The sequence below is a fragment of the Methylomagnum ishizawai genome (genome assembly GCF_900155475.1).
GTDB lineage: Bacteria > Pseudomonadota > Gammaproteobacteria > Methylococcales > Methylococcaceae > Methylomagnum > Methylomagnum ishizawai_A.
This window is the reverse complement of sequence record NZ_FXAM01000001.1, coordinates 2,439,931-2,458,675: the sequence shown is the minus strand read 5'-3', so window position 1 is coordinate 2,458,675 and position 18,745 is coordinate 2,439,931. Positions and strand designations below refer to the sequence as shown.

Annotated in this window: 18 protein-coding genes; 9 read left to right on the top strand and 9 right to left on the bottom strand. The window is 63.6% G+C overall.

What is annotated here, in order from left to right:
* Positions 1–80: 80 nt before the first annotated feature.
* Both B9N93_RS10915 and B9N93_RS26000 read right to left on the bottom strand, forming a co-directional pair.
* Positions 81–1,397, bottom strand: a complete 1,317-nt coding sequence (locus B9N93_RS10915; protein WP_254899377.1) for a dicarboxylate/amino acid:cation symporter — start codon at positions 1,395–1,397, stop codon at positions 81–83.
* A gap of 77 nt (positions 1,398–1,474) precedes the next feature.
* The gene (locus B9N93_RS26000) at positions 1,475–3,772 is read right to left on the bottom strand and encodes a cytochrome C (RefSeq protein WP_217807292.1); all 2,298 of its coding nucleotides are present in this window, start codon (positions 3,770–3,772) and stop codon (positions 1,475–1,477) included.
* 291 nt (positions 3,773–4,063) lie between these two features.
* On the opposite strand from B9N93_RS26000, the gene B9N93_RS10905 reads away from it, so the two are divergent.
* The 9 genes from B9N93_RS10905 (at position 4,064) to B9N93_RS10865 (ending at position 10,869) form a co-directional block, all read left to right on the top strand.
* On the top strand, positions 4,064–4,429 hold the full coding sequence (locus B9N93_RS10905) for a SpoIIAA family protein (protein ID WP_176225227.1): 366 nt from the start codon (positions 4,064–4,066) through the stop codon (positions 4,427–4,429).
* Between the two features lie 51 nt (positions 4,430–4,480).
* Positions 4,481–5,791, top strand: a complete 1,311-nt coding sequence (locus B9N93_RS10900; protein WP_085213541.1) for a TRZ/ATZ family hydrolase — start codon at positions 4,481–4,483, stop codon at positions 5,789–5,791.
* A gap of 30 nt (positions 5,792–5,821) precedes the next feature.
* Positions 5,822–6,535, top strand: a complete 714-nt coding sequence (gene ubiG / locus B9N93_RS10895; RefSeq protein ID WP_085213539.1) for a bifunctional 2-polyprenyl-6-hydroxyphenol methylase/3-demethylubiquinol 3-O-methyltransferase UbiG — start codon at positions 5,822–5,824, stop codon at positions 6,533–6,535.
* Positions 6,532–7,218 (top strand): HAD family hydrolase, encoded by a 687-nt coding sequence (locus tag B9N93_RS10890; protein WP_254899376.1) that lies wholly within the window; start codon positions 6,532–6,534, stop codon positions 7,216–7,218. Before ubiG ends, B9N93_RS10890 begins: the two co-directional genes overlap by 4 nt.
* A complete protein-coding gene (locus B9N93_RS10885) occupies positions 7,215–7,898 on the top strand; it encodes an SDR family NAD(P)-dependent oxidoreductase (RefSeq protein WP_085213534.1) in 684 nt (227 codons plus the stop codon). The genes B9N93_RS10890 and B9N93_RS10885 overlap by 4 nt, the downstream gene beginning before the upstream one ends.
* Before the next feature lie 21 nt (positions 7,899–7,919).
* The gene (sufT, locus tag B9N93_RS10880) at positions 7,920–8,486 is read left to right on the top strand and encodes a putative Fe-S cluster assembly protein SufT (protein ID WP_085213532.1); all 567 of its coding nucleotides are present in this window, start codon (positions 7,920–7,922) and stop codon (positions 8,484–8,486) included.
* 59 nt (positions 8,487–8,545) lie between these two features.
* Positions 8,546–9,001, top strand: a complete 456-nt coding sequence (mscL, locus tag B9N93_RS10875) for a large conductance mechanosensitive channel protein MscL (protein WP_085213530.1) — start codon at positions 8,546–8,548, stop codon at positions 8,999–9,001.
* Between the two features lie 88 nt (positions 9,002–9,089).
* A complete protein-coding gene (locus B9N93_RS10870) occupies positions 9,090–10,250 on the top strand; it encodes an AAA family ATPase (RefSeq protein WP_085213528.1) in 1,161 nt (386 codons plus the stop codon).
* Position 10,251: 1 nt separating this feature from the next.
* Positions 10,252–10,869: a DUF4276 family protein gene (locus tag B9N93_RS10865; RefSeq protein WP_085213524.1), complete on the top strand. Its 618-nt coding sequence runs from the start codon at positions 10,252–10,254 to the stop codon at positions 10,867–10,869.
* On the opposite strand, the gene B9N93_RS10860 is transcribed toward B9N93_RS10865, so the two are convergent.
* The 7 genes from B9N93_RS10860 to pheT form a co-directional block, all read right to left on the bottom strand.
* Positions 10,866–11,990, bottom strand: a complete 1,125-nt coding sequence (locus B9N93_RS10860) for an MFS transporter (RefSeq protein ID WP_368655827.1) — start codon at positions 11,988–11,990, stop codon at positions 10,866–10,868. The two genes, B9N93_RS10865 and B9N93_RS10860, sit on opposite strands and share 4 nt — an antisense overlap.
* A gap of 41 nt (positions 11,991–12,031) precedes the next feature.
* Positions 12,032–13,132, bottom strand: a complete 1,101-nt coding sequence (gene aroC, locus B9N93_RS10855; protein ID WP_085213521.1) for a chorismate synthase — start codon at positions 13,130–13,132, stop codon at positions 12,032–12,034.
* 84 nt (positions 13,133–13,216) lie between these two features.
* Positions 13,217–13,825, bottom strand: coding sequence for an arylesterase (locus B9N93_RS10850; protein ID WP_085213519.1), 609 nt, complete (start codon positions 13,823–13,825; stop codon positions 13,217–13,219).
* A gap of 15 nt (positions 13,826–13,840) precedes the next feature.
* Positions 13,841–14,758, bottom strand: a complete 918-nt coding sequence (prmB, locus tag B9N93_RS10845) for a 50S ribosomal protein L3 N(5)-glutamine methyltransferase (protein WP_176225226.1) — start codon at positions 14,756–14,758, stop codon at positions 13,841–13,843.
* 130 nt (positions 14,759–14,888) lie between these two features.
* Positions 14,889–15,920 (bottom strand): N-acetyl-gamma-glutamyl-phosphate reductase, encoded by a 1,032-nt coding sequence (argC, locus tag B9N93_RS10840; protein WP_085213517.1) that lies wholly within the window; start codon positions 15,918–15,920, stop codon positions 14,889–14,891.
* A gap of 113 nt (positions 15,921–16,033) precedes the next feature.
* A complete protein-coding gene (locus B9N93_RS10835) occupies positions 16,034–16,351 on the bottom strand; it encodes an integration host factor subunit alpha (RefSeq protein ID WP_085213515.1) in 318 nt (105 codons plus the stop codon).
* A 3-nt stretch (positions 16,352–16,354) separates the two neighbouring features.
* Positions 16,355–18,733 carry a phenylalanine--tRNA ligase subunit beta gene (gene pheT, locus B9N93_RS10830; protein ID WP_085213513.1) on the bottom strand — a complete coding sequence of 793 codons (2,379 nt, stop codon included), beginning with the start codon at positions 18,731–18,733 and terminating at the stop codon, positions 16,355–16,357.
* Positions 18,734–18,745 lie beyond the last annotated feature (12 nt).

Genomic DNA, 18,745 nt, shown 5'->3' with positions numbered 1-18,745 from the left:
GATCACACGGCTTGATAAAATCCAGCGCGTTTTCGGTTGGGGTATACGGCGAATTCCAAGCGCCAGAGCCCGCTTATCGCTCAGCGCAATGCCTTCTCCCACCGACTCACCACCGCCGCCGCCACGCTATTCCCCAGCACATTGGTGGCGCTGCGCCCCATGTCCAACAACTGGTCGATCCCGAGCAGGAGCAACACCCCCGCCTCGGGAATATGGAACATCGACAGCGTGGCCGAAATCACGATCAAGGACGCCCTCGGCACCCCCGCCACGCCCTTGCTGGTGAACAACAGCACCAGCAGCATCAACAACTGGTCGGCCAGCGGCATCTCGATCCCATAAGCCCCGGCGATGAACAAGACCGCGAAGGTCATGTACATCATGCTGCCGTCCAGGTTGAAGGAATAACCCAGGGGCAGCACGAAGCCGCACACCCGCTCCTCGCAGCCGAAGCGCTCCAGCTGCCGCAGCAGCATGGGATAGGCCGCCTCGCTGCTGGCGGTGCCGAAGGCCAACAGCATCGGCTCGCGGATATGCCGCACCAAGGACAGCACCCGCCGCCCCAGGCATAGATATCCCGCCAAGCCCAGCACGCCCCACAGCAAAAACAAACCGAGATAGAACTCGCCGATCAACAAGCCATAGGTCGCCAACACCCCCAAGCCCTGTTTGGCGATGACGGCGACCATGGCGGCGAACACCGCCACCGGCGCGAAGCGCATCACATAGCCGGTCATCTTGAGCATGATATGGCCCAGGGCGTCCAGGGTCTTGACCATGGGCAGGGCCAGTTCCTCCAACTGGGCGGCGGCCACCCCGAAAAACACCGAGAACACCACGATTTGCAAGATTTCGTTCTGGGCCATGGCCTCGGCGATGCTCTTGGGGAAGATATGGGCGACGAAATTGCCGAAGCTCGGCGCGGTCTTGGCCAAGCCGGTGTCGGTCCCGGCGGGCGGCGGCTCCAAATGCAAGGCCGCGCCCGGATCGAACAGGTTCACCAACATCATCCCCAGCACCAGGCTGAGCAAGGAAGCCGAGAAGAACCATAGGATAGCCTTACCGCCGATGCGCCCGACCGCCTTGCCATCGCCCATCTTCGCCATACCCACCACCAGGGTGGCGAACACCAGGGGCGCAATGATCATCTTGATGAGCCGCATGAAAATATCGGTGACGACCCCGCAGCCGCCGACGAGGGCGGCGAGCGCGGGACTGTCCGCGCCCAGGCCCAGGTTGAGGATTTCGCCCGCCACCACCCCCAGCAGCAAGGCCACGAGGACATAGAGGGTTTGGCGGTTGGGCGGATGGGCGTGCGGGTTCGGGGAGATATCCATGCGGGGTTCCGGGTCGGGTTCGGTGGAAAAGCCGCCCGGATCGTAGGCGTTCGGGGACAACAGGGCAAGGCAACACGGGACAGCGGCATAAAAAAAGCCCCGCCCATCGAAGACGGGCGGGGCCAACACAGCGAAACTCAGTGGCCGGGCATTTCGTGGCAGGTATTGCAAGCCACGGCCTGGCCCTTGGCGATCTTGACCGTGCGATCTTCCACTTTCAGGGTCCGCTCGGCCTGGGCCTTGGACAAGGCCGTGCCCTTGAGGTCGGTGCCATGGCAGGCCCGGCACTCGTTGAGATGATGCTCGGCGTAATCCTCGTGCCCGCCCTGGACGAAGCGGCTCGCACCCACCGGGTGCATCCCATGCGGCCCATTCAAGGTGATGCCGAGGTCGTTCTTATGGCAGGTCGAGCATTCGACGATAGGCCCGGTATGACCTTGCAACTGGGCCGAGGGCACATCGTCGTTGTCATTGAGCGCGGTGTTCGACCACTCGGCATGGGTGCTGCCATGGCAACCCTGGCAATAGACGCCGCCATGGCCGGTACTGAAGCGGTACAACATCGGCTTCGCGCCCAGGGCGGTCGCAGCCACCGGCTCGGCGAAGCGCTTATTGCCGTTGACGCCGACCACGCCCAGGGCATCGTTGCCCGGCACGATGGGTTTGGCGGAGGCGTCCCCGACCCGGTAGGCCTGGGCCAGATTGATGCCGTCGGCGGATTTCACCGTATCCGCGGCCTTGGCGAGGTTGCTGAGCGCGTCGCCGGTATGGCAGGACCCGCAACCGGGTTCGTCGGCCCAGGGCACGCGCAGGCTCCCATCCAGCGTGAACGCGCCCGGATGGCTGCGCGACACTCCTTTCGAGAAATCCTCGCCGATCTGCGCCATGCCGCCGTGGCAATCCTGGCAGACCACGTTGTTCTCGGCCATGACCCCGCGCAGGCATTTGGTGTTATTACCCGGATGGCAGGTATAGCAGGTCTGTTGCAGCAAAGCCTGGGTTTGCTGGGGGGTGCGCTGGCCGGGCGCGGGCATGTCGGGGATGAGTTTGGCCCCGTGGCCGTCGGCCAGGGCACCGTGGAAACCGTGCATCACCCGCGACATGGATTCATGCAGCGTTTGTTGGCGACCGTTGGCGCTGGCACCCGGTCCCAGCGGGCCGACCTGGGCCAGGTCCAGGGCGGGGGTGTAATGACAGGTCTGGCAGGCGACCGGGGTCTTTTTAATCAAGCAATTGCCCGGATGCGCGGCATCGCAGGGCGCGGCTTTGCCGGTGGCCGAATTGATGTATTTCGCGCCTTCGCGCTGGTCATGCAGGCTGACGATATTCTTGTCGGCGGCATATTCCACGCTGACGGCCAGGGGCAGTTTGCCGAACTTGGGGTCGTCGGCGGCGCTGAACACCTGGGCCAAGCCCACGGTGGCGACGCCATTGCCGCCCAGGCCGCCATTGGCCGCCGCCCCGTCGGTATGGCAACTCCGGCAATTGGCCTCGCCCGACACCGGGGCGACGGTATCCAGGCTCGCCAGCAGGTTGGCCGCGTCGGTAGGCAAAGCGCCCTTGGCCACGGCCTGCACCCGCAGCAGCGGATAGGCGTTGAGCCGCCCACCATCGTCCCAGTTGGTGATAGGAATACCCTCCGCCGAGAACCAACCCGGCTGGGCGACATAGCCGAACGGGAAATCCTTGAACACCGGATAGCTCTGGTTATAACGGCCAAACTTCTGTGGCGCGTTGGCCGTCATCGGCCCGCTTTGCCCCGGCATCGCCGATTGGTCCGCCGTCAATTGGCCATCGCCCAGATAGAGCCGCTCGACATCCGGCGTGGGTAGGCCGTAATCCGGCATCAGCTTGAACAGGCCCAGGATGCCCACCGGATAGAACGGGTTATAGGCTTTGTAGGCATTGGTGGCGGTCGCGGCGCAAGTAGCCGCGCCCGATTGACAGGCCCAGAAATTACCCTTGAACACCGCCGTAGTCCCGGCCGGGGGATTCTCGTAACCCGGCGGCGGGGTGTACGCACCGCCCGCCAGCAAGGGTTCCTGGGGATTGGCCACTGCCGAGTAATACAGGTCGATGGCGGTGGCGTCGAGCAACCGGGGTGGGCTGGCGCTGGAACTGCCGATGCGCACGACCTGCGAATGCACCGAGTTGTAGGGCGGCAGGATGGCCGCGATCCGGTAATCGAGATCGGAGCAATGCATCCCCAGATCATTGGTCGCCAACACCCGGTAGCCCTTGCTGCCATTGATGAGCTGGGCGGCCTGGGGCACGGCGTTGAGCTTCTTGGGCTTGTTCTGGCTGGTCGAGTTGATGGAAGTGGTCGCCGTCGCCGCCGCCGTGGCGACCTGCGCGAACCAAGGACCACAGAGCAAAAATCCCAGCGCGGCCAGGGCCGGGCCGCGCCGTGGGCGTAATAATCCTAGGCTGTTCATGGGTTTATACCGTCGGGAAGTAATGTGGTGACGTGGACGGCCGGTGGATTTCCGCGCCGGTCCGGCCGGACATCGGGCAAATCGACGCGATACCCACCGCCCCCGCATCTCCTTGCCCATGCCCTGGAATCCAGGGTATTAGTAAATACTAATTATCTCAAGCGATATAAACCGGAATTAACGTGATGGAATTGGCAATGCCGACCATTGGCCCGGCAGGCACGCTTCCCGGCACCACCGGACCAGGGCGGCGTTATAATGCGGGCTTCGTTCCCATCCCATTCCCCACCCATGCCACTGACCTTGGAACACAAACCGCCCGGCTTCATGTTGGTCCGGGCCTCCGGCACGGTGACGCGCAGCGAAGCCGACGCGACCAAGCGCCAAGTGATCGCCGCCCTGCCGCCGCTGGGCAAAGCCAACGTCCTCGTGGTCCTCGAACCCGGCTTCACCCACCTGGACAGCCTCGCGGCTTGGGACGACGACCCCGACGACGAACGCCTCCAGCGCCGCATGAACCGGCTGGCCATCGTCGGCGACCTGAAATGGCGGGATGGTGCTTTGCTGTTCTTCCTCAAAGGCTTGCTGCCCTTCCCCATCGAATTCTTCAAGACCGGACAGGAAGCCTTCGCCGAGGCTTGGTTGCTCCATCCCTAGGCCGGACCCCACCCGCCTGTGCTAAAGTCTACTAAAATACTAGGTTATGCCATGCCCATCGACACCCTCCTGAGCGCGCGCTGGATCATCCCCGTGGAACCCGACGGCCTGGTACTGGAACACCACAGCCTGGGGCTGGCCGGAGGCCGCATCGCCGCCCTTCTGCCCACCGCCGAGGCCCGCGCCCGCTATCCCGACGCCGCCGCCGAGGAATTCCCCCACCACGCCCTGATCCCCGGCTTCGTCAACGCCCATACCCACGCCGCCATGTCCCTGCTGCGGGGCGTCGCCGACGACCGCCCCTTGATGGAATGGCTGACCGAGCATATCTGGCCGCTGGAACAGCGCTGGGTGGACGAGGATTTCGTGCGCGACGGCACCGATTTGGCCCTGGCCGAGATGATCCGGGGCGGGATCACCTGCTTCAACGACATGTATTTCTTCCCGGAAATCACGGCGCGGCAAGCCTCGCTTTGCGGGATGCGGGCGGTGGTGGGGCTGATCGTGGTGGATTTCCCCAGCGCCTGGGCCACGGAACCGGACGAATATCTGAGCAAGGGCTTGGAATTGCTTGAAGCCTTGAACGGCGATCCACTGGTCAGCGTGGCCTTCGCGCCCCACGCGCCCTATTCCGTCTCCGACGAACCCTTGTCCCGGCTGCGCCGGCTCGCCGCGGAATTGGAACGGCCCATCCATATGCATGTCCACGAGACCGCCGGGGAAATCGAGGAAAGCCTCCAGCGCCACGGGGTGCGCCCGCTGGAAAGATTGGCCGCGCTGGACCTGCCCGGCCCCGGTTTCGTCGCCGTGCATATGACCCAACTCACCGACGCGGAGATCGACCTCCTCGCCCGCAGCGGGACCAGCGTGGCGCATTGCCCGGAATCCAACCTCAAGCTGGCGAGCGGCTTCTGCCCGGTGGCGAAGCTGGTGGCGGCCGGGGTCAATGTCGCCATCGGCACCGACGGCGCGGCCAGCAACAACGACCTGGATGTAATGGGCGAAATGCGGATGGCGGCGCTGCTGGGCAAGGCCGTGGCCGGCGACGCCAGCGCGGTCCCGGCCCCGACCGCGCTGAGGATGGCGACCCTGAACGGGGCCAGGGCGCTGGGACTCGATGGCGAAACCGGCTCCCTGGAACTGGGCAAGGCCGCCGATATCACCGCGATCCGCTTGGACGGCATCGAAACCCAACCGCTGTACAATCCCATTTCCGACCTGGTCTACGCCGCCAGCCGCCATCAGGTGACGGATGTCTGGGTGGCGGGCAAACGGCTATTGCACAAGCGGGAGTTGACCACGCTGGATGCCGTCGAGATTTGCCGCCGCGCCCAGGACTGGCGGCAAAAACTGATGCCGTAGGCGTCGCCCTCCAAGCCTCAAGGAAACCCCATGACCCCGACCGACAACGTACACGAACATGAAATCCACAAATTCGGCGCACTGGCCGAACGCTGGTGGGATGCCACCGGCGAATTCAAAACCCTGCACGCGGTGAACCCGCTGCGCCTGCAATTCATCCGTTCCCAGGCCGAACTCGCTGGGCGGCGCGTGGTGGACGTGGGCTGCGGCGGCGGCATCCTGACCGAAGGCTTGGCGCGGGCCGGGGCCGAAGCGCTAGGCATCGACCTGGGCGAAGCGCTTTTGGCGGTGGCGGCCCAACACGCCCAGGCCGCCGGGCTAGCCGTGGACTACCGCCACATCAGCGCCGAGGCGCTGGCCGGGGAGCAGCCGGGCGGTTTCGACCACGTCACTTGCATGGAGATGCTGGAACATGTGCCCGATCCCGCCGCCATCGTGCGCTCCTGCGCCGATCTGGTGAAACCGGGCGGGCGGGTGTTCTTCTCCACCCTCAACCGCAACTTGAAAGCCTATCTGCTCGCCATCGTCGGTGCCGAATACCTGCTCAAGATGATCCCCAAAGGTACCCATGATTTCTCCACCTTCATCAAGCCGTCGGAACTCGGGCGCTGGGCGCGGGAAGCGGGGCTGGACCTTTTAGGACTCGAAGGCATCGTCTACAACCCGCTGACCCGGCAATTCAACCTGAGCCGCCGCGACATTGGCGTGAACTATCTGGCGGCCTTCGCCAAGCCGGAAGCATGAGACCGATGAACGCCGCGCCGGGGATCGCCGCCGTGCTGTTCGACCTGGACGGCACCTTGCTGGATACCGCACCCGACCTGGTGTTCGCCCTCAATACCACCCTGGCCGAGGCCGGTTTGCCACCTTGCGCGGCGGCGGCGGTGAAACCCTATATTTCGGGCGGGGCGCGGGCCATGCTGGGCCATGCCCTGGGCCGTCCGGTGGCGACAGCGGGAGAACCCTTGCTACAGCGGATGCTGGACCTTTATCAAACCCATTTGGCCGACCGGACCGGATTGTTCGAGGGCATGGATACCGTGCTGGCCGAATTGGACGCCCGCGGCCTGCCCTGGGGCATCGTCACCAACAAGCGCCGCCGCTTCACCGACCCGTTGGCGGCGGCGCTCCGGCTCACGGCGCGGACCGCCTGCATCGTCAGCGGCGACACCACCGCCGAATGCAAGCCCCATCCCCTGCCCCTGCTGGAAGCCAGCCGCCGCCTGGGACAGGCGCCGGAACGCTGTGTCTATATCGGCGATGCCGCCAAAGATATGGAAGCGGGCCGCCGCGCCGGGATGACCACCTTGGTGGCCTGGTACGGCTATATCGCGGTGGACGACGACCCCCTGGGCTGGGGAGCCGATGGCCATATCCACCGGCCCCTGGACCTGCTCGCTTGGTTGGACGGAGGAACACAGCCATGACCACGATCCTGCACAACCGCGTCGTCCTCGTCACCGGGGCCACCGGCGCCCTGGGTTCGGCGACCGCCCAGGCTTGCGCCCGCGCCGGCGCGACCGTGGTGCTACTGAGCCGCGCCATCCCCCGGTTGGAAAAGCTCTACGACGCCATCGTCGCCGCCGGTGGTCCCCAACCCGCCCTCTATCCGCTGGACCTGGCCGGAGCCACCGAAAAGGACTACGCCGACCTGGCCGACACCTTGGAACGCGAACTCGGGGCTTTGCACGGACTGGTGCATTGCGCCGCCGAACTCGGCAGCCTCGGCCCCCTGGCCGATGTCACCGGCGAACGCTGGCAACGCCTGCTCCATGTCAACCTGACCGCCCCCGCCATCATGACCCGCGAACTGTTGCCCCTGCTCAAAGCCAGCGCGGGGACGGCGGTCTTCGTGGGCGATTCGGCGGTGGGCGCGGGCAAAGCCTATTGGGGCGGCTATGGCGTAGCGAAAATCGGCCTCGAAGGCTACGCCCGCATCCTCGCCGACGAAACCGAGGGCCACGGAATCAAGGTCCATTATTTCACCCCCGGCCCGCTCCACAGCCCGATCCGGCGCTCGGCCTATCCCGCCGAACACCCGGAAGCGCTGGCGCAGCCGGACACCGCCGCCGGGCGCATCCTCGCCCTGCTGGCCCCGAATCCGTAAAAAACATCGAGAGCAACGCTTATGTACGGTCACACCCATGGCTACGGGCGCGAGAGTATCGCGCTGCAACGCGAAGTGAACGTGGTCAACATCCCCGAAGGCACGCCCGGCACCCTGCCCGCCGGGCACATCGTCACGCTTTACCAATCCCTGGGCGGCAATTTCACGGTGACGACGGAATGGGGCTATATGGTCCGCATCGCCGGCGAGGACGCCGACGCCCTGGGCAAGGAACCGCCCGCCCTCGGCAACCTCGCCAACGGCACCGACCCCGGAACCGTGGAGCGCAACGCCTGGGAAATCCTCAAGACCATCTTCGACCCGGAAATCCCGGTCAATATCGTGGACCTGGGCTTGGTCTACCACTGCGGTGTGCGGCCACGGGAAGACGGGCTGAACGACGTGCATATCCTCATGACCCTGACCGCGCCGGGCTGCGGCATGGGGCCGGTCCTGCAATACGACGCCGAGGCGGCGGTGAAGAACCTGCCGGGCGTGGGCGATGTGCGGGTGGAAGTGGTGTTCGACCCGCCGTGGAGCCGCGACAGAATGTCGGAAGTGGCGAAATTGCAGTTGGGGATGATTTGAGGCACCCTTGAACCCGGCCCAACGGCCATCCCCCTCAACGGACCCCCAGGAAACCTCCCATGTTCGAAGAATTCAAAAAATTCATCCTGAAAGGCAATGTCGTCGACCTCTCCACCGGCGTCATCATCGGGGCCGCCTTCACCGGCATCGTGACGGCGTTCACCAAGGGCATCGTCGAACCCATCCTGGCCCTGGCCGGGGGCGGTCCCCAGCCCAGGCTGAGCATCCCGATCATGAACAAGCTGGTCGAGGTCACGGAAAAGAACGCGGCGGGCGAACCCGTCACCCGCACCGTGAACAAGCTGATCGAACTGGATATCGGCAGCATCATCGGGGCCGGCGTCAGCTTCCTGATCACCGCGTCCGTGGTGTTCTTCATCATCGTCAAGCCGATGAACAAGTTGGCGGAACTGGCCTCCCGCAAAAAAGCCAGCGAAGAATCGGAAGCCCCGCCGCCTGTGCCCGCCGATATTCAACTGCTGACCGAGATTCGGGATTTGTTGAAGGATAAATAGCGTTCCGCCACCCGTGGTTTTGATGAGTGGTATAAACCCGCCCCAAAGCTGCTGAAAATACCAACCCCGAAACCCTCCGGATTTTGAGATGTTCGTTAACCATGTAGCTTTGAAAAACTGGAGGAACTTCAAAAACGCCGAAGCGTATCTGCGGGACAAAACCTATATCATCGGCCCTAACGCCTCCGGCAAATCCAATTTCCTGGATGTGTTCCGGTTTCTCAGGGATATCAGCAAGCCCGAAGGCGGTGGCTTGCAAAAGGCGATCCGGGACCGGGGTGGCATCTCGAAATTACGCTGTCTGCACCACCGCCAAGATAGCGAAGTCCGCATAGAAGTCGCTTTGGGCGATTCCCCCGACCCAGCATCGCCCACATGGCGTTACATCCTCGGATTTAAGAGCGAAGGCAAAGGTTCGCAAAGGCCCGCCATCACCACCGAGCAGGTATGGCGCGGTTCGGAAGACAAACCGCTGATCAGCCGCCCCGACGCCAAAGATAAAAAAGACTCGGCACGGCTCACCCAAACCTTCCTTGAGCAAATCAACGCCAACCGCGATTTCCGAGAAATCGCAGATTTTTTCGGCGCGGTGAATTATTTGCACCTTGTACCGCAATTACTCAAACATGCCGACAAGATCGGAGGCAACCGTCTGGAGGATGATCCTTTCGGCCAAGGCTTCTTGGAACGCATCGCCAAATGCCAAGCCAAGGCCCGCGATTCCAGGTTGGCGAAGATCGGCAAAGCCTTGCAAGCGGCCGTGCCCCACTTTGCGGAAATCCGCTACACGCCGGATGAAATCACGGGAAGGCCACACCTCGAAGCCCGCTACGAACACCACCGCCCCAACGCCGGATGGCAACGCGAAGACCAGTTTTCAGACGGCACCTTGCGGCTCCTGGCCCTGTTATGGTCGCTGTTCGAGGGGGATTCCCTGCTGTTATTGGAAGAGCCCGAACTTTCCTTGAACAGCGCCATCGTGGAACGGATTCCCTTGATCTTCCAAAAGATTCAGCGCTCCGCCAAATACCGGCGGCAGATTCTTATCAGCACCCACAGCGAAGCCTTGTTGAGCAATCCGGGCATCGACGGCAGGGGGGTTTTGTTATTGGCCCAAGATGCGGAAGGATCGAGCATCCGTCCGCCCGACCCACGGGAATTGAAGCTCATCAAAAGCGGGTTATCCATCGCCGAGGTATTACTGCCGAAGGCGCACCCCCCCAAGGCGGAGCAATTGGAGCTGTTCTGAAATGCCGGGGATTTATCTCGCCGCCGAGGATCAGTTATCCATCGCTGTCGCCGAAAAACTCCTGCTGAGCATCGATCCCGCATTTGAAATCGAACAGCCTTTCCCCCTTCGCGGCAACCAAGAACTCAAACGGCGGATGGCGGCATTCAACAACATCGCCCGCTCCACATTGCCCGTGTTGGTCCTGACCGACCTGGACGCCCATCCCTGCCCTTCCGCTTTGGTCCAAGCTTGGCGCGGAAAGGAACGCTTCTCCCCGAATCTGCTATTCCGTATCGCGGTGCGCGAAACCGAAGCATGGCTGCTCGCCGACCGCGAATCCTTCTCGGCCTATACCGGCATCCCCATCGACAAGATCACCCAAACCCCGGAAGACGAATCCGACCCCAAAGGGGAGTTATTGAGGCTGATCCGACGCCATTGCAAAAACCGCGAACTCAAGGCCGCCCTACTGCCCACGCCCGGTGCCGCCGCCAAGGTCGGGCTGGGCTACAACGACGCCTTATGCCGGTACGTCCGCGGACACTGGTCCCCGCAATCCGCAGCCGCCCTCGCCCCTAGTTTGGTCCGGGCGCAACGACGCATCGGCGAACTAGCCTCCCGCCTGCGCCAAGCCTAGGCCACGCTCCGCCCCACCCTAGGCCAAGCCACCCCCAAAGCCAGCAAACAACACCCCGCCGCCGCCGTATACACCCCCCGCGGTCCCCAATCCTCCCAGCCATAACCGCTGAGGAAACTGCCCAGCGCCCCGCCCAACCCGAAGCTCAGGCTGCTATAGAGCGCCTGCCCCTTGCCATGGTGCGGCCCCCGGAAATAGCCATGCACCAAATGGATGGCGACCGCGTGGACCGCCCCGAAACTGGCCGCGTGCAACACCTGGGCGATGAGCAACCAAGCCAGATGGTCCACGCCCCAGGCGATCATCAGCCACCGCGCCGCGCTCAGGGCGAGGCTGCCCAGCAGGATGGCGCGGGGACTGGCGAGGCGCAGCAGCCGGTGGAACCCGGCGAACAGGACGATTTCGGCGAACACCCCCAAGGCCCACAACTGGCCGATCCCGGCCCCGTCGAAGCCGTGTTCCTCCAGGTAGACCGAGAAGAACACGTAATACGGTCCATGGGCGACCTGCAACAGCATATTGGCCACGAAGAAGGCGATGACATCCGGGCGCTTCAAGATACCGGCCAAACTGCCCTGGCCTTCGCCGTGGTTCTCGCGCCCGGAAGACGGCACCACCAGGGTATTCAGCCACAGCGCCCCGAACAGCAGCGCCACCGCCTGCGGCAAACACGCGACCGGGAACGGCCCGTCCAGCCCCTTGCCCAGCGCCGCCACCCAGGCGATGAAACCGATGGAACCCCACATCCGAATGCCGCTGTAACGCTGCGCCTGCCCGTGGAGATGGCCCAGGGTGATGGTCTCGAACAAAGGCAGGATGGCGTTCCAAAAGAAGCTGAAGCCCAGCATTACCCCAACTACCCCGGCATAATCGCGCACCCAGAATACGGCGCAGAACGCCACGAAAGTGGAAAACGCGGCCCAACGGATCAAGCGCAGGGTCCGACCCGTATGGTCGGCCAGCCAGCCCCAGAGGTTGGGGGAAACGATCTTGGTGGCGGCGGGAATCGCCATGATCTGGCCGATCTGGATGGGATCGAAACCGATGCCTTCCAGATACAGCGGCCAGTAGGGCAGGAACGCGCCCAAGGCGGAGAAATAGAAGAAATAGATGCCGGACAGCCGGACGTAGGGCAGGCCCGGCCCGGCGGTGGCGGGAGCGTCTATGGGGCTTGCGGCGGGATGAGCCGCAGTCCGGGCGTGACATCGCCATTCTGGGCGCGGTGCCGCAAGTAGTGATCCATCAGCACCAAGGCCACCATGGCCTCGGCGATGGGCGTGGCGCGGATACCGACGCAAGGATCGTGGCGGCCGGTGGTGACGACCTCGACCGGCTCGCCCCGCACATTCACCGAACGCCCCGGCAAGCGCAGGCTGGACGTCGGCTTCAAGGCGATGCTGGCGAGAATCTCCTGCCCGGAGGAAATCCCGCCCAGGATGCCGCCCGCGTGATTGCTGAGAAAGCCTTCCGGCGTGATCTCGTCGCGGAACTGGGTACCCTTGGCTTCGACGCAGCCGAAGCCGCCGCCGATCTCCACGCCCTTCACCGCGTTGATGCTCATCAGGGCGTAGGCCAGTTCGGCATCCAGCCGGTCGAAAACGGGTTCGCCCCAGCCGGGCGGCACGCCGGTCGCCACCACGTTGATGCGGGCACCGATGGAATCGCCCTCCTTGCGCAGGGCGTCCATGTAGTTTTCCAGCGCCTCGACTTGGTCCGGGTCCGGGCAGAAGAACGGGTTGTTACCGATCTCTTCCCAGACGATGCGCCCCATCTTGATGGGACCGAGTTGGGCCAGATAACCCCGGATTTCGACGCCCAAGCGCTCCCGCAGATATTTCTTGGCGATGGCCCCCGCCGCCACCCGCAGGGCGGTTTCCCGCGCCGAGGACCGCCCACCGCCCCGGTAATCGCGGAAGCCGTATTTCATGTGGTAGGTGTAATCGGCGTGGGCGGGCCGGAATTGCTCGGCGATATTGCCGTAATCCTTGGAACGCTGGTCCACGTTCTCGATCAAGAGGCCGATGGGCGTACCGGTGGTCTTGCCCTCGAACACGCCGGAGAGGATTTTCACTGCGTCCGGTTCGCGGCGCTGGGTGGTGTGGCGCGAAGTACCGGGTTTGCGGCGGTCGAGTTCGACCTGCAAATCGGCCTCCGACAGCGGCAGGCCGGGCGGACAGCCATCGACGATGCAGCCGAGGGCGGGACCGTGGCTTTCGCCGAAGCTGGTGACGGTGAAGAGTTGGCCTAGGGTGTTGCCTGACATATGGACTATTCCTGGATACCTTTATAAAACGCTTGGGCTTCGACCACGCCGGAATACGTGCGAATCAACATCCCGCACATACGATTAAATCGCCCCCGCCGCCTTCAAACGCCCCGCCACCGCCTCCGCCAACAACTTATAACCCGCCGCGTTGGGATGCACCGAATCCGACTTGAGGCCCGGATCGCGGATGATCCGGCTCAGGGTATCGGTTTCGATAGGCAAGCCCAATTCCCCGGCGATGCGTTCGTAGAGATCGGGCGGCGACAAGGTCAGCCCGAAGCTGGGCACCGCGATCAACACCACATCGACGCCACGCTCCCGCGCCAGCTTGACCATGGCCCTCACATTGTCCTCCGCGCCCTTTTCGCCCAGGTTGCGGAGGAAATCGTTGCCGCCATGGCAGAGGAGCAATAGCGCGGGCTGGTATTCGTCCAGGAGTTCCGGCAGGCGGGCCAAGCCCTCGGCGCTGGTTTCGCCCGGAATCCCGGCATTGATGATATCGCGACCGATCATCCCCCCCAACACATCGGGATAACTCTGGCCGGAACCGGCCCCCGTGCCATAGGTCAGGCTATCGCCGAAAGCCAGCACCTTGGCTTCGCCCGGCAAGGGCGGCAGCTTGGCGGATGGACCGCAACCCCACAGGCACAGCAGGAACAGGCAAAGGCCGATGTTCAAAAACCCGCGCATGGCAGCCGCCCGGCCTTATCGGAACAATTCGTGGTATTCCCCGACTTGCTCGGCGGTCAGCAAGAACACGCCATCCCCGCCGCGCTCGAAATCCAACCAGCAGAACGGCACCTCCGGGTAAGCCTCAGCCAAGGCTTCGGCGGAACTCCCGACCTCCACCACCAAAATACCGTCCGGCTTGAGATGGCGATGGGCATCCTTGAGGATGCGCCGCACACAATCCAGGCCATCCTCGCCGCTTTCGAGACCCAGTTTGGGTTCGGCGTGGAATTCGGGCGGCAAGGCTTGCCATTCGGCCCGGTTCACATAGGGCGGATTGCTGACGATGATGTCGTAGCATTTGCCGTCCAACCCGGAATAAACATCGGACTCGACCACCCGCACATGGTCTTCCATCTCGTGCCGGGCGATGTTGACCTGGGCCACTTCCAGCGCGTCCAGGGAAATATCGGCGGCATCGACCGCCGCTTGGTGGAAGGCGTGGGCGCAGGCGATGGCGATGCAGCCGCTGCCGGTGCAAAGATCGAGGATATCGGTCACGGCGTCCGGCTCTTCCAGCCAGGGCGCGAAGTGGTTTTCGATCAACTCGGCGATGGGCGAACGCGGCACCAACACCCGTTCGTCCACATAGAACGACAGCCCAGCGAACGGCGCTTCGTGGGTCAGGTAGGCCAGGGGCTTGCGTTCGTTGATGCGCCGCTGGATCAAGGCATAGACCCGTTCCCGCTCCTCGGGAATCAAGCGGGCCTCGAAATAGCCGCCGGGCAAGTCGTAGGGCAAGCGCAAGGCGTGCAACACCAAGGCGGCGGCTTCGTCCAAAGGTCCGGCGGTGCCGTGGCCGAAGAACAGGCCCGCCTCGGCGAAGCGGCTGGCGGCGTAGCGGACGTAATCGCGCAGGGTGGAGAGGGTTTCTAGGGTGGTTTGGCGGTTCATGGACAGGCGGAGATGATTGAGGAATAAGCAACACAGCGGAGCAAATATTATGAGCCCCGCAACCCGCCCCATAGGGACGGAACGAAATTGAATGCTGGAATTATCCCGGATTTGGGCAGGACTTTCAGGTTCAGGGATATAAACCCACCGCCCACAAGCCCGCCGTCTCGGCCAAGCCGAACATCAGGTTCATATTCTGCACCGCCTGCCCCGCCGCGCCCTTCACCAGATTATCGATGACCGACAACACCACGACGGTATTCCCGCCCAAAGGCCGATGCACCGCGATCTGGCAACGGTTGACGCCGCGCACGTTGCGGGTGTCGGGATGGGAACCCTGGGGCAACACATCAACGAACGGCTCGTCCCGATAACGCGCCTCGAACAAGGCTTGCCAATCGCCCGCATCGCCCTTGAGGTCGGCGTACAGCGTGGCATGGATGCCGCGGATCATGGGAACCAAATGCGGCACGAAGGTCAGGCCAACGGTGGTCCCGGCCATTAGCGCCAAACCCTGCTTGATTTCCGGCCAATGGCGGTGGCCCTGGACCGCATAGGCTTTGAAACTCTCGCCGGTTTCGCTCATCAGGATGGGGATTTCGGCCTTGCGCCCAGCCCCGCTGACCCCGGATTTCACATCGGCGATGATACGGCCCGGATCGATCACACCGGCTTCCAGCAAGGGCAGCAAGCCCAGTTGCACCGCAGTCGGATAACAGCCAGGACAGGCGATCAAGCGGGCTTCCCGGATCGCCGCGCGGTTGACTTCAGGCAGGCCGTAGACGGCGTCCGCCAATAACTCGGGACAGGCGTGCGGCTCGCCATACCAATGCGCCCAGACAGCGGGGTCTTGCAAGCGGAAATCGGCGGCGAGGTCGATGACCTTGACGCCACGGGCCAGGAGTTCCGGGGCCATCCGCATGGCCGTGCCGTTCGGGGTGGCGAAGAACACCACATCGCACCCGGCCAGGGCTTCGGCACCCGGCTCGACGAACGCCGCGTCCACGAAGCCGCGCAGATTGGGGTAGGCCGCGTCCACCCGCTTGCCCACATCGGAACGCGAGGTCACGGCTTCGATCTTGACTTCGGGATGGGTCGCCAGGATGCGCAGCAATTCCACGCCGGTATAACCAGTGCCGCCCACGATGCCCGCTCGGATCATATGCCTACCTCCGCTATTCCACGCCGGAAGGCGCGGACAAAAAAAGTGGCGAGTGACCGGGATGAGCGTTTCCATGGGAAACCATCGCCGACCCCCCGCCACCCCGTGATGATTCAGCCCGCGACTTCCTGGCCCCGGTTCAGTTCCTCGAACGCCTCGACCTTGACCTTGAGCTTCTGGCCCGGCTTGAAAGTGACCACGCGGCGGGCGGTGATGGGGATTTCCTCGCCGGTCTTGGGATTGCGACCGGGACGCTGGTTCTTGTCGCGGAGGTCGAAATTGCCGAAGCCCGACAGTTTGACCGAACGACCCTGCGCCAAGGCGGCTTTGACTTCCTCAAAAAATTGATCGACCAGGTCTTTGGCGTCTTTCTTGTTCATACCGAGTTCGGTGGACAAATGTTCCACCATATCCGCTTTGGTGAGCGCCATGATTCAGTCCCTCAATTTGGCTTCATGGGCGATAGCGAGGGCTTCCACCACCGTGGCAACAGCGGCATCGACCTTGGCATCGGTCAGGGTTTCGGCGTCGTCGCGCCAGATCAAGGCCAAGGCCACGCTTTTCTTACCGGGTTCCACGCCCTGGCCCCGGTACACGTCGAACACCGAAACTTCGCGCAGCAAATCGCCGCCGTGGGTTTGGGCGCAATCCACTAAGCGGTCCACCGGCAAACCGGCCTCGACAATCAAGGCGATATCGCGGCGGGTCTGCGGGAATCTCGACAGCGGCTTGAACTTGGGCACGGTGCGTTGGAGCAGGATGTCCTGGTCCAGTTGGAACAGGAATACGTTCTGCTCGAAACCGAGTTGTTTTTCCAAGCGGGGATGCAACATGCCGATCCAACCCAGGCATTCACCATCCAGCTTGATTTCGGCGGTTTGGCCGGGATGCAGGGCCGGATGACTGCCCGCCGCGAAGCTCAAAGCCTCGGAGCGGCCCGTCAAGCGGACCAGCGCCTCGACATCGGCCTTGAGATCGTAAAAATCGACCGGCTGGGTCTTTTCACCCCATTGCTCGGCGTTCACCGTGCCCATGACCAGGGCGGCGATGGATTTGCGTTGGTCGAGTCCTTCGGGGCGCTGGATGAACCTTAGGCCGGTCTCGAACAAACGGACGCGGGTTTGCTGGCGGTTGGCGTTCTTGAGCGCCGCGTCCAACAAACCGACCCAGAGGCCGGTGCGCATCACGCCCAGTTCGGCGGAAATCGGATTTTTGAGCGGGAGGCCGGGCAGTTCGGGCTCGACGAACTTTTGCAGGGCGTCATCGACGAAGCTATAGGTGATAGCTTCCTGGAAGCCGCGATCCACCAACACGTCCTTGACCCGGTCCAGTGCCAAGCTATGTTCGGACACCGGGCGCATCGCGGCCGGGATGACCGGCTGGCGGCGCGGCAAAGCATCGTAGCCGTAGACGCGGCCCAGTTCCTCGATCAAATCGGCTTCGATGGCGATATCGAAGCGGAAACCGGGCGGCGTGACCGACCAGCCTTCCGCCGTGTCCTGCGGGTTCAGACCCAGGCGGGATAGGATGTCCTTGACCCTGGGCGGTTCGATGGTGAGCCCCAGCAAGCGGCTGATCCGTGCGGAGCGCAGGGCGATGGGTTCGCGCTTCGGCAGGTGTTCGGAACCGGAAGCCTCGACCACCGGACCGGCTTCACCGCCCGCAATATCGAGGATCAAGCGGGTGGCGCGTTCGATGGCGCGGGCTTGCATCTCGAAATCGACGCCGCGCTCGAAGCGGTGCGAGGAATCGGTCGCCAACCCATAACGGCGGGCCTTGCCCATGATCAGCGCGGGCGAGAAGAAGGCGCATTCGAGGAAGATATCGACCGTGGTCTCGCCCACGGCGGATTCGCTGCCGCCCATGATGCCAGCCAAAGCCAACGCCTTGCGGTCGTCGGCGATGACCAGGGTATCGGCGTGCAATTCAACTGTTTGGCCGTTGAGGAGGCTCAGCTTTTCGCCCGGTTGGGCATAGCGGGCCTGGATACCACCTTCAAGCTTGGCCGCATCGAAAGCGTGGAGCGGCTGGCCCAGTTCCAGCAGAATGTAATTGGTGACATCGACCACAGCATCGAGCGAACGCAAGCCCGAGCGGCGCAGGCGTTCTTTCATCCACAACGGGGTTTCCGCCGAGCGGGACACGCCTTTAATCATACGGCCCAGGTAACGCGGACAGGCTTCCGGCGCGGGCAAGCTGACAGGCAGCGTGTCGCCAATGGTCACGGGAACCGGGGCGGTTTCCGGCGGAGTCAGGTCCAGGCCGTTGAGCAGGGCGACTTCGCGGGCGATACCTTCGACGCTGAGGCAATCGGCACGGTTGGGCGTCAGATCGACTTCGATCAGGGTGTCGTCGAGTTGCAGATACTCGCGGAGGCTGGTGCCAACCGGGGCATCGGCGGGCAACTCCAGAAGTCCGGCGGCGTTTTCGTCGATGCCCAATTCCTTGGCCGAGCACATCATGCCGCAGGATTCAACGCCGCGCAGGGCGGAACGCTTGATCTTGAGGCCACCCGGCAATTCCGCGCCTTCCATTGCTAGCGGGGCCCGCAACCCGGCCCGCGCATTCGGGGCACCGCAAACGATTTGCAGGGGTTCGGGCAAACCCGCCGCCACAATGCACACCTTCAGGCGGTCGGCCTGGGGATGGGGCGAGGTTTCCAGGATTTCGGCCACCACCACGCCGGAAAAAGTACCGGCGGCGGGTTCGGCGCTATCGACTTCCAAACCGGCCATGGTCAATTGATGGACCAGTTGCGCGGTATCGAGGGGGGGATTGACGTAGGCCCGGAGCCAGGCTTCGCTGAAACGCATAGAGCCGTATCC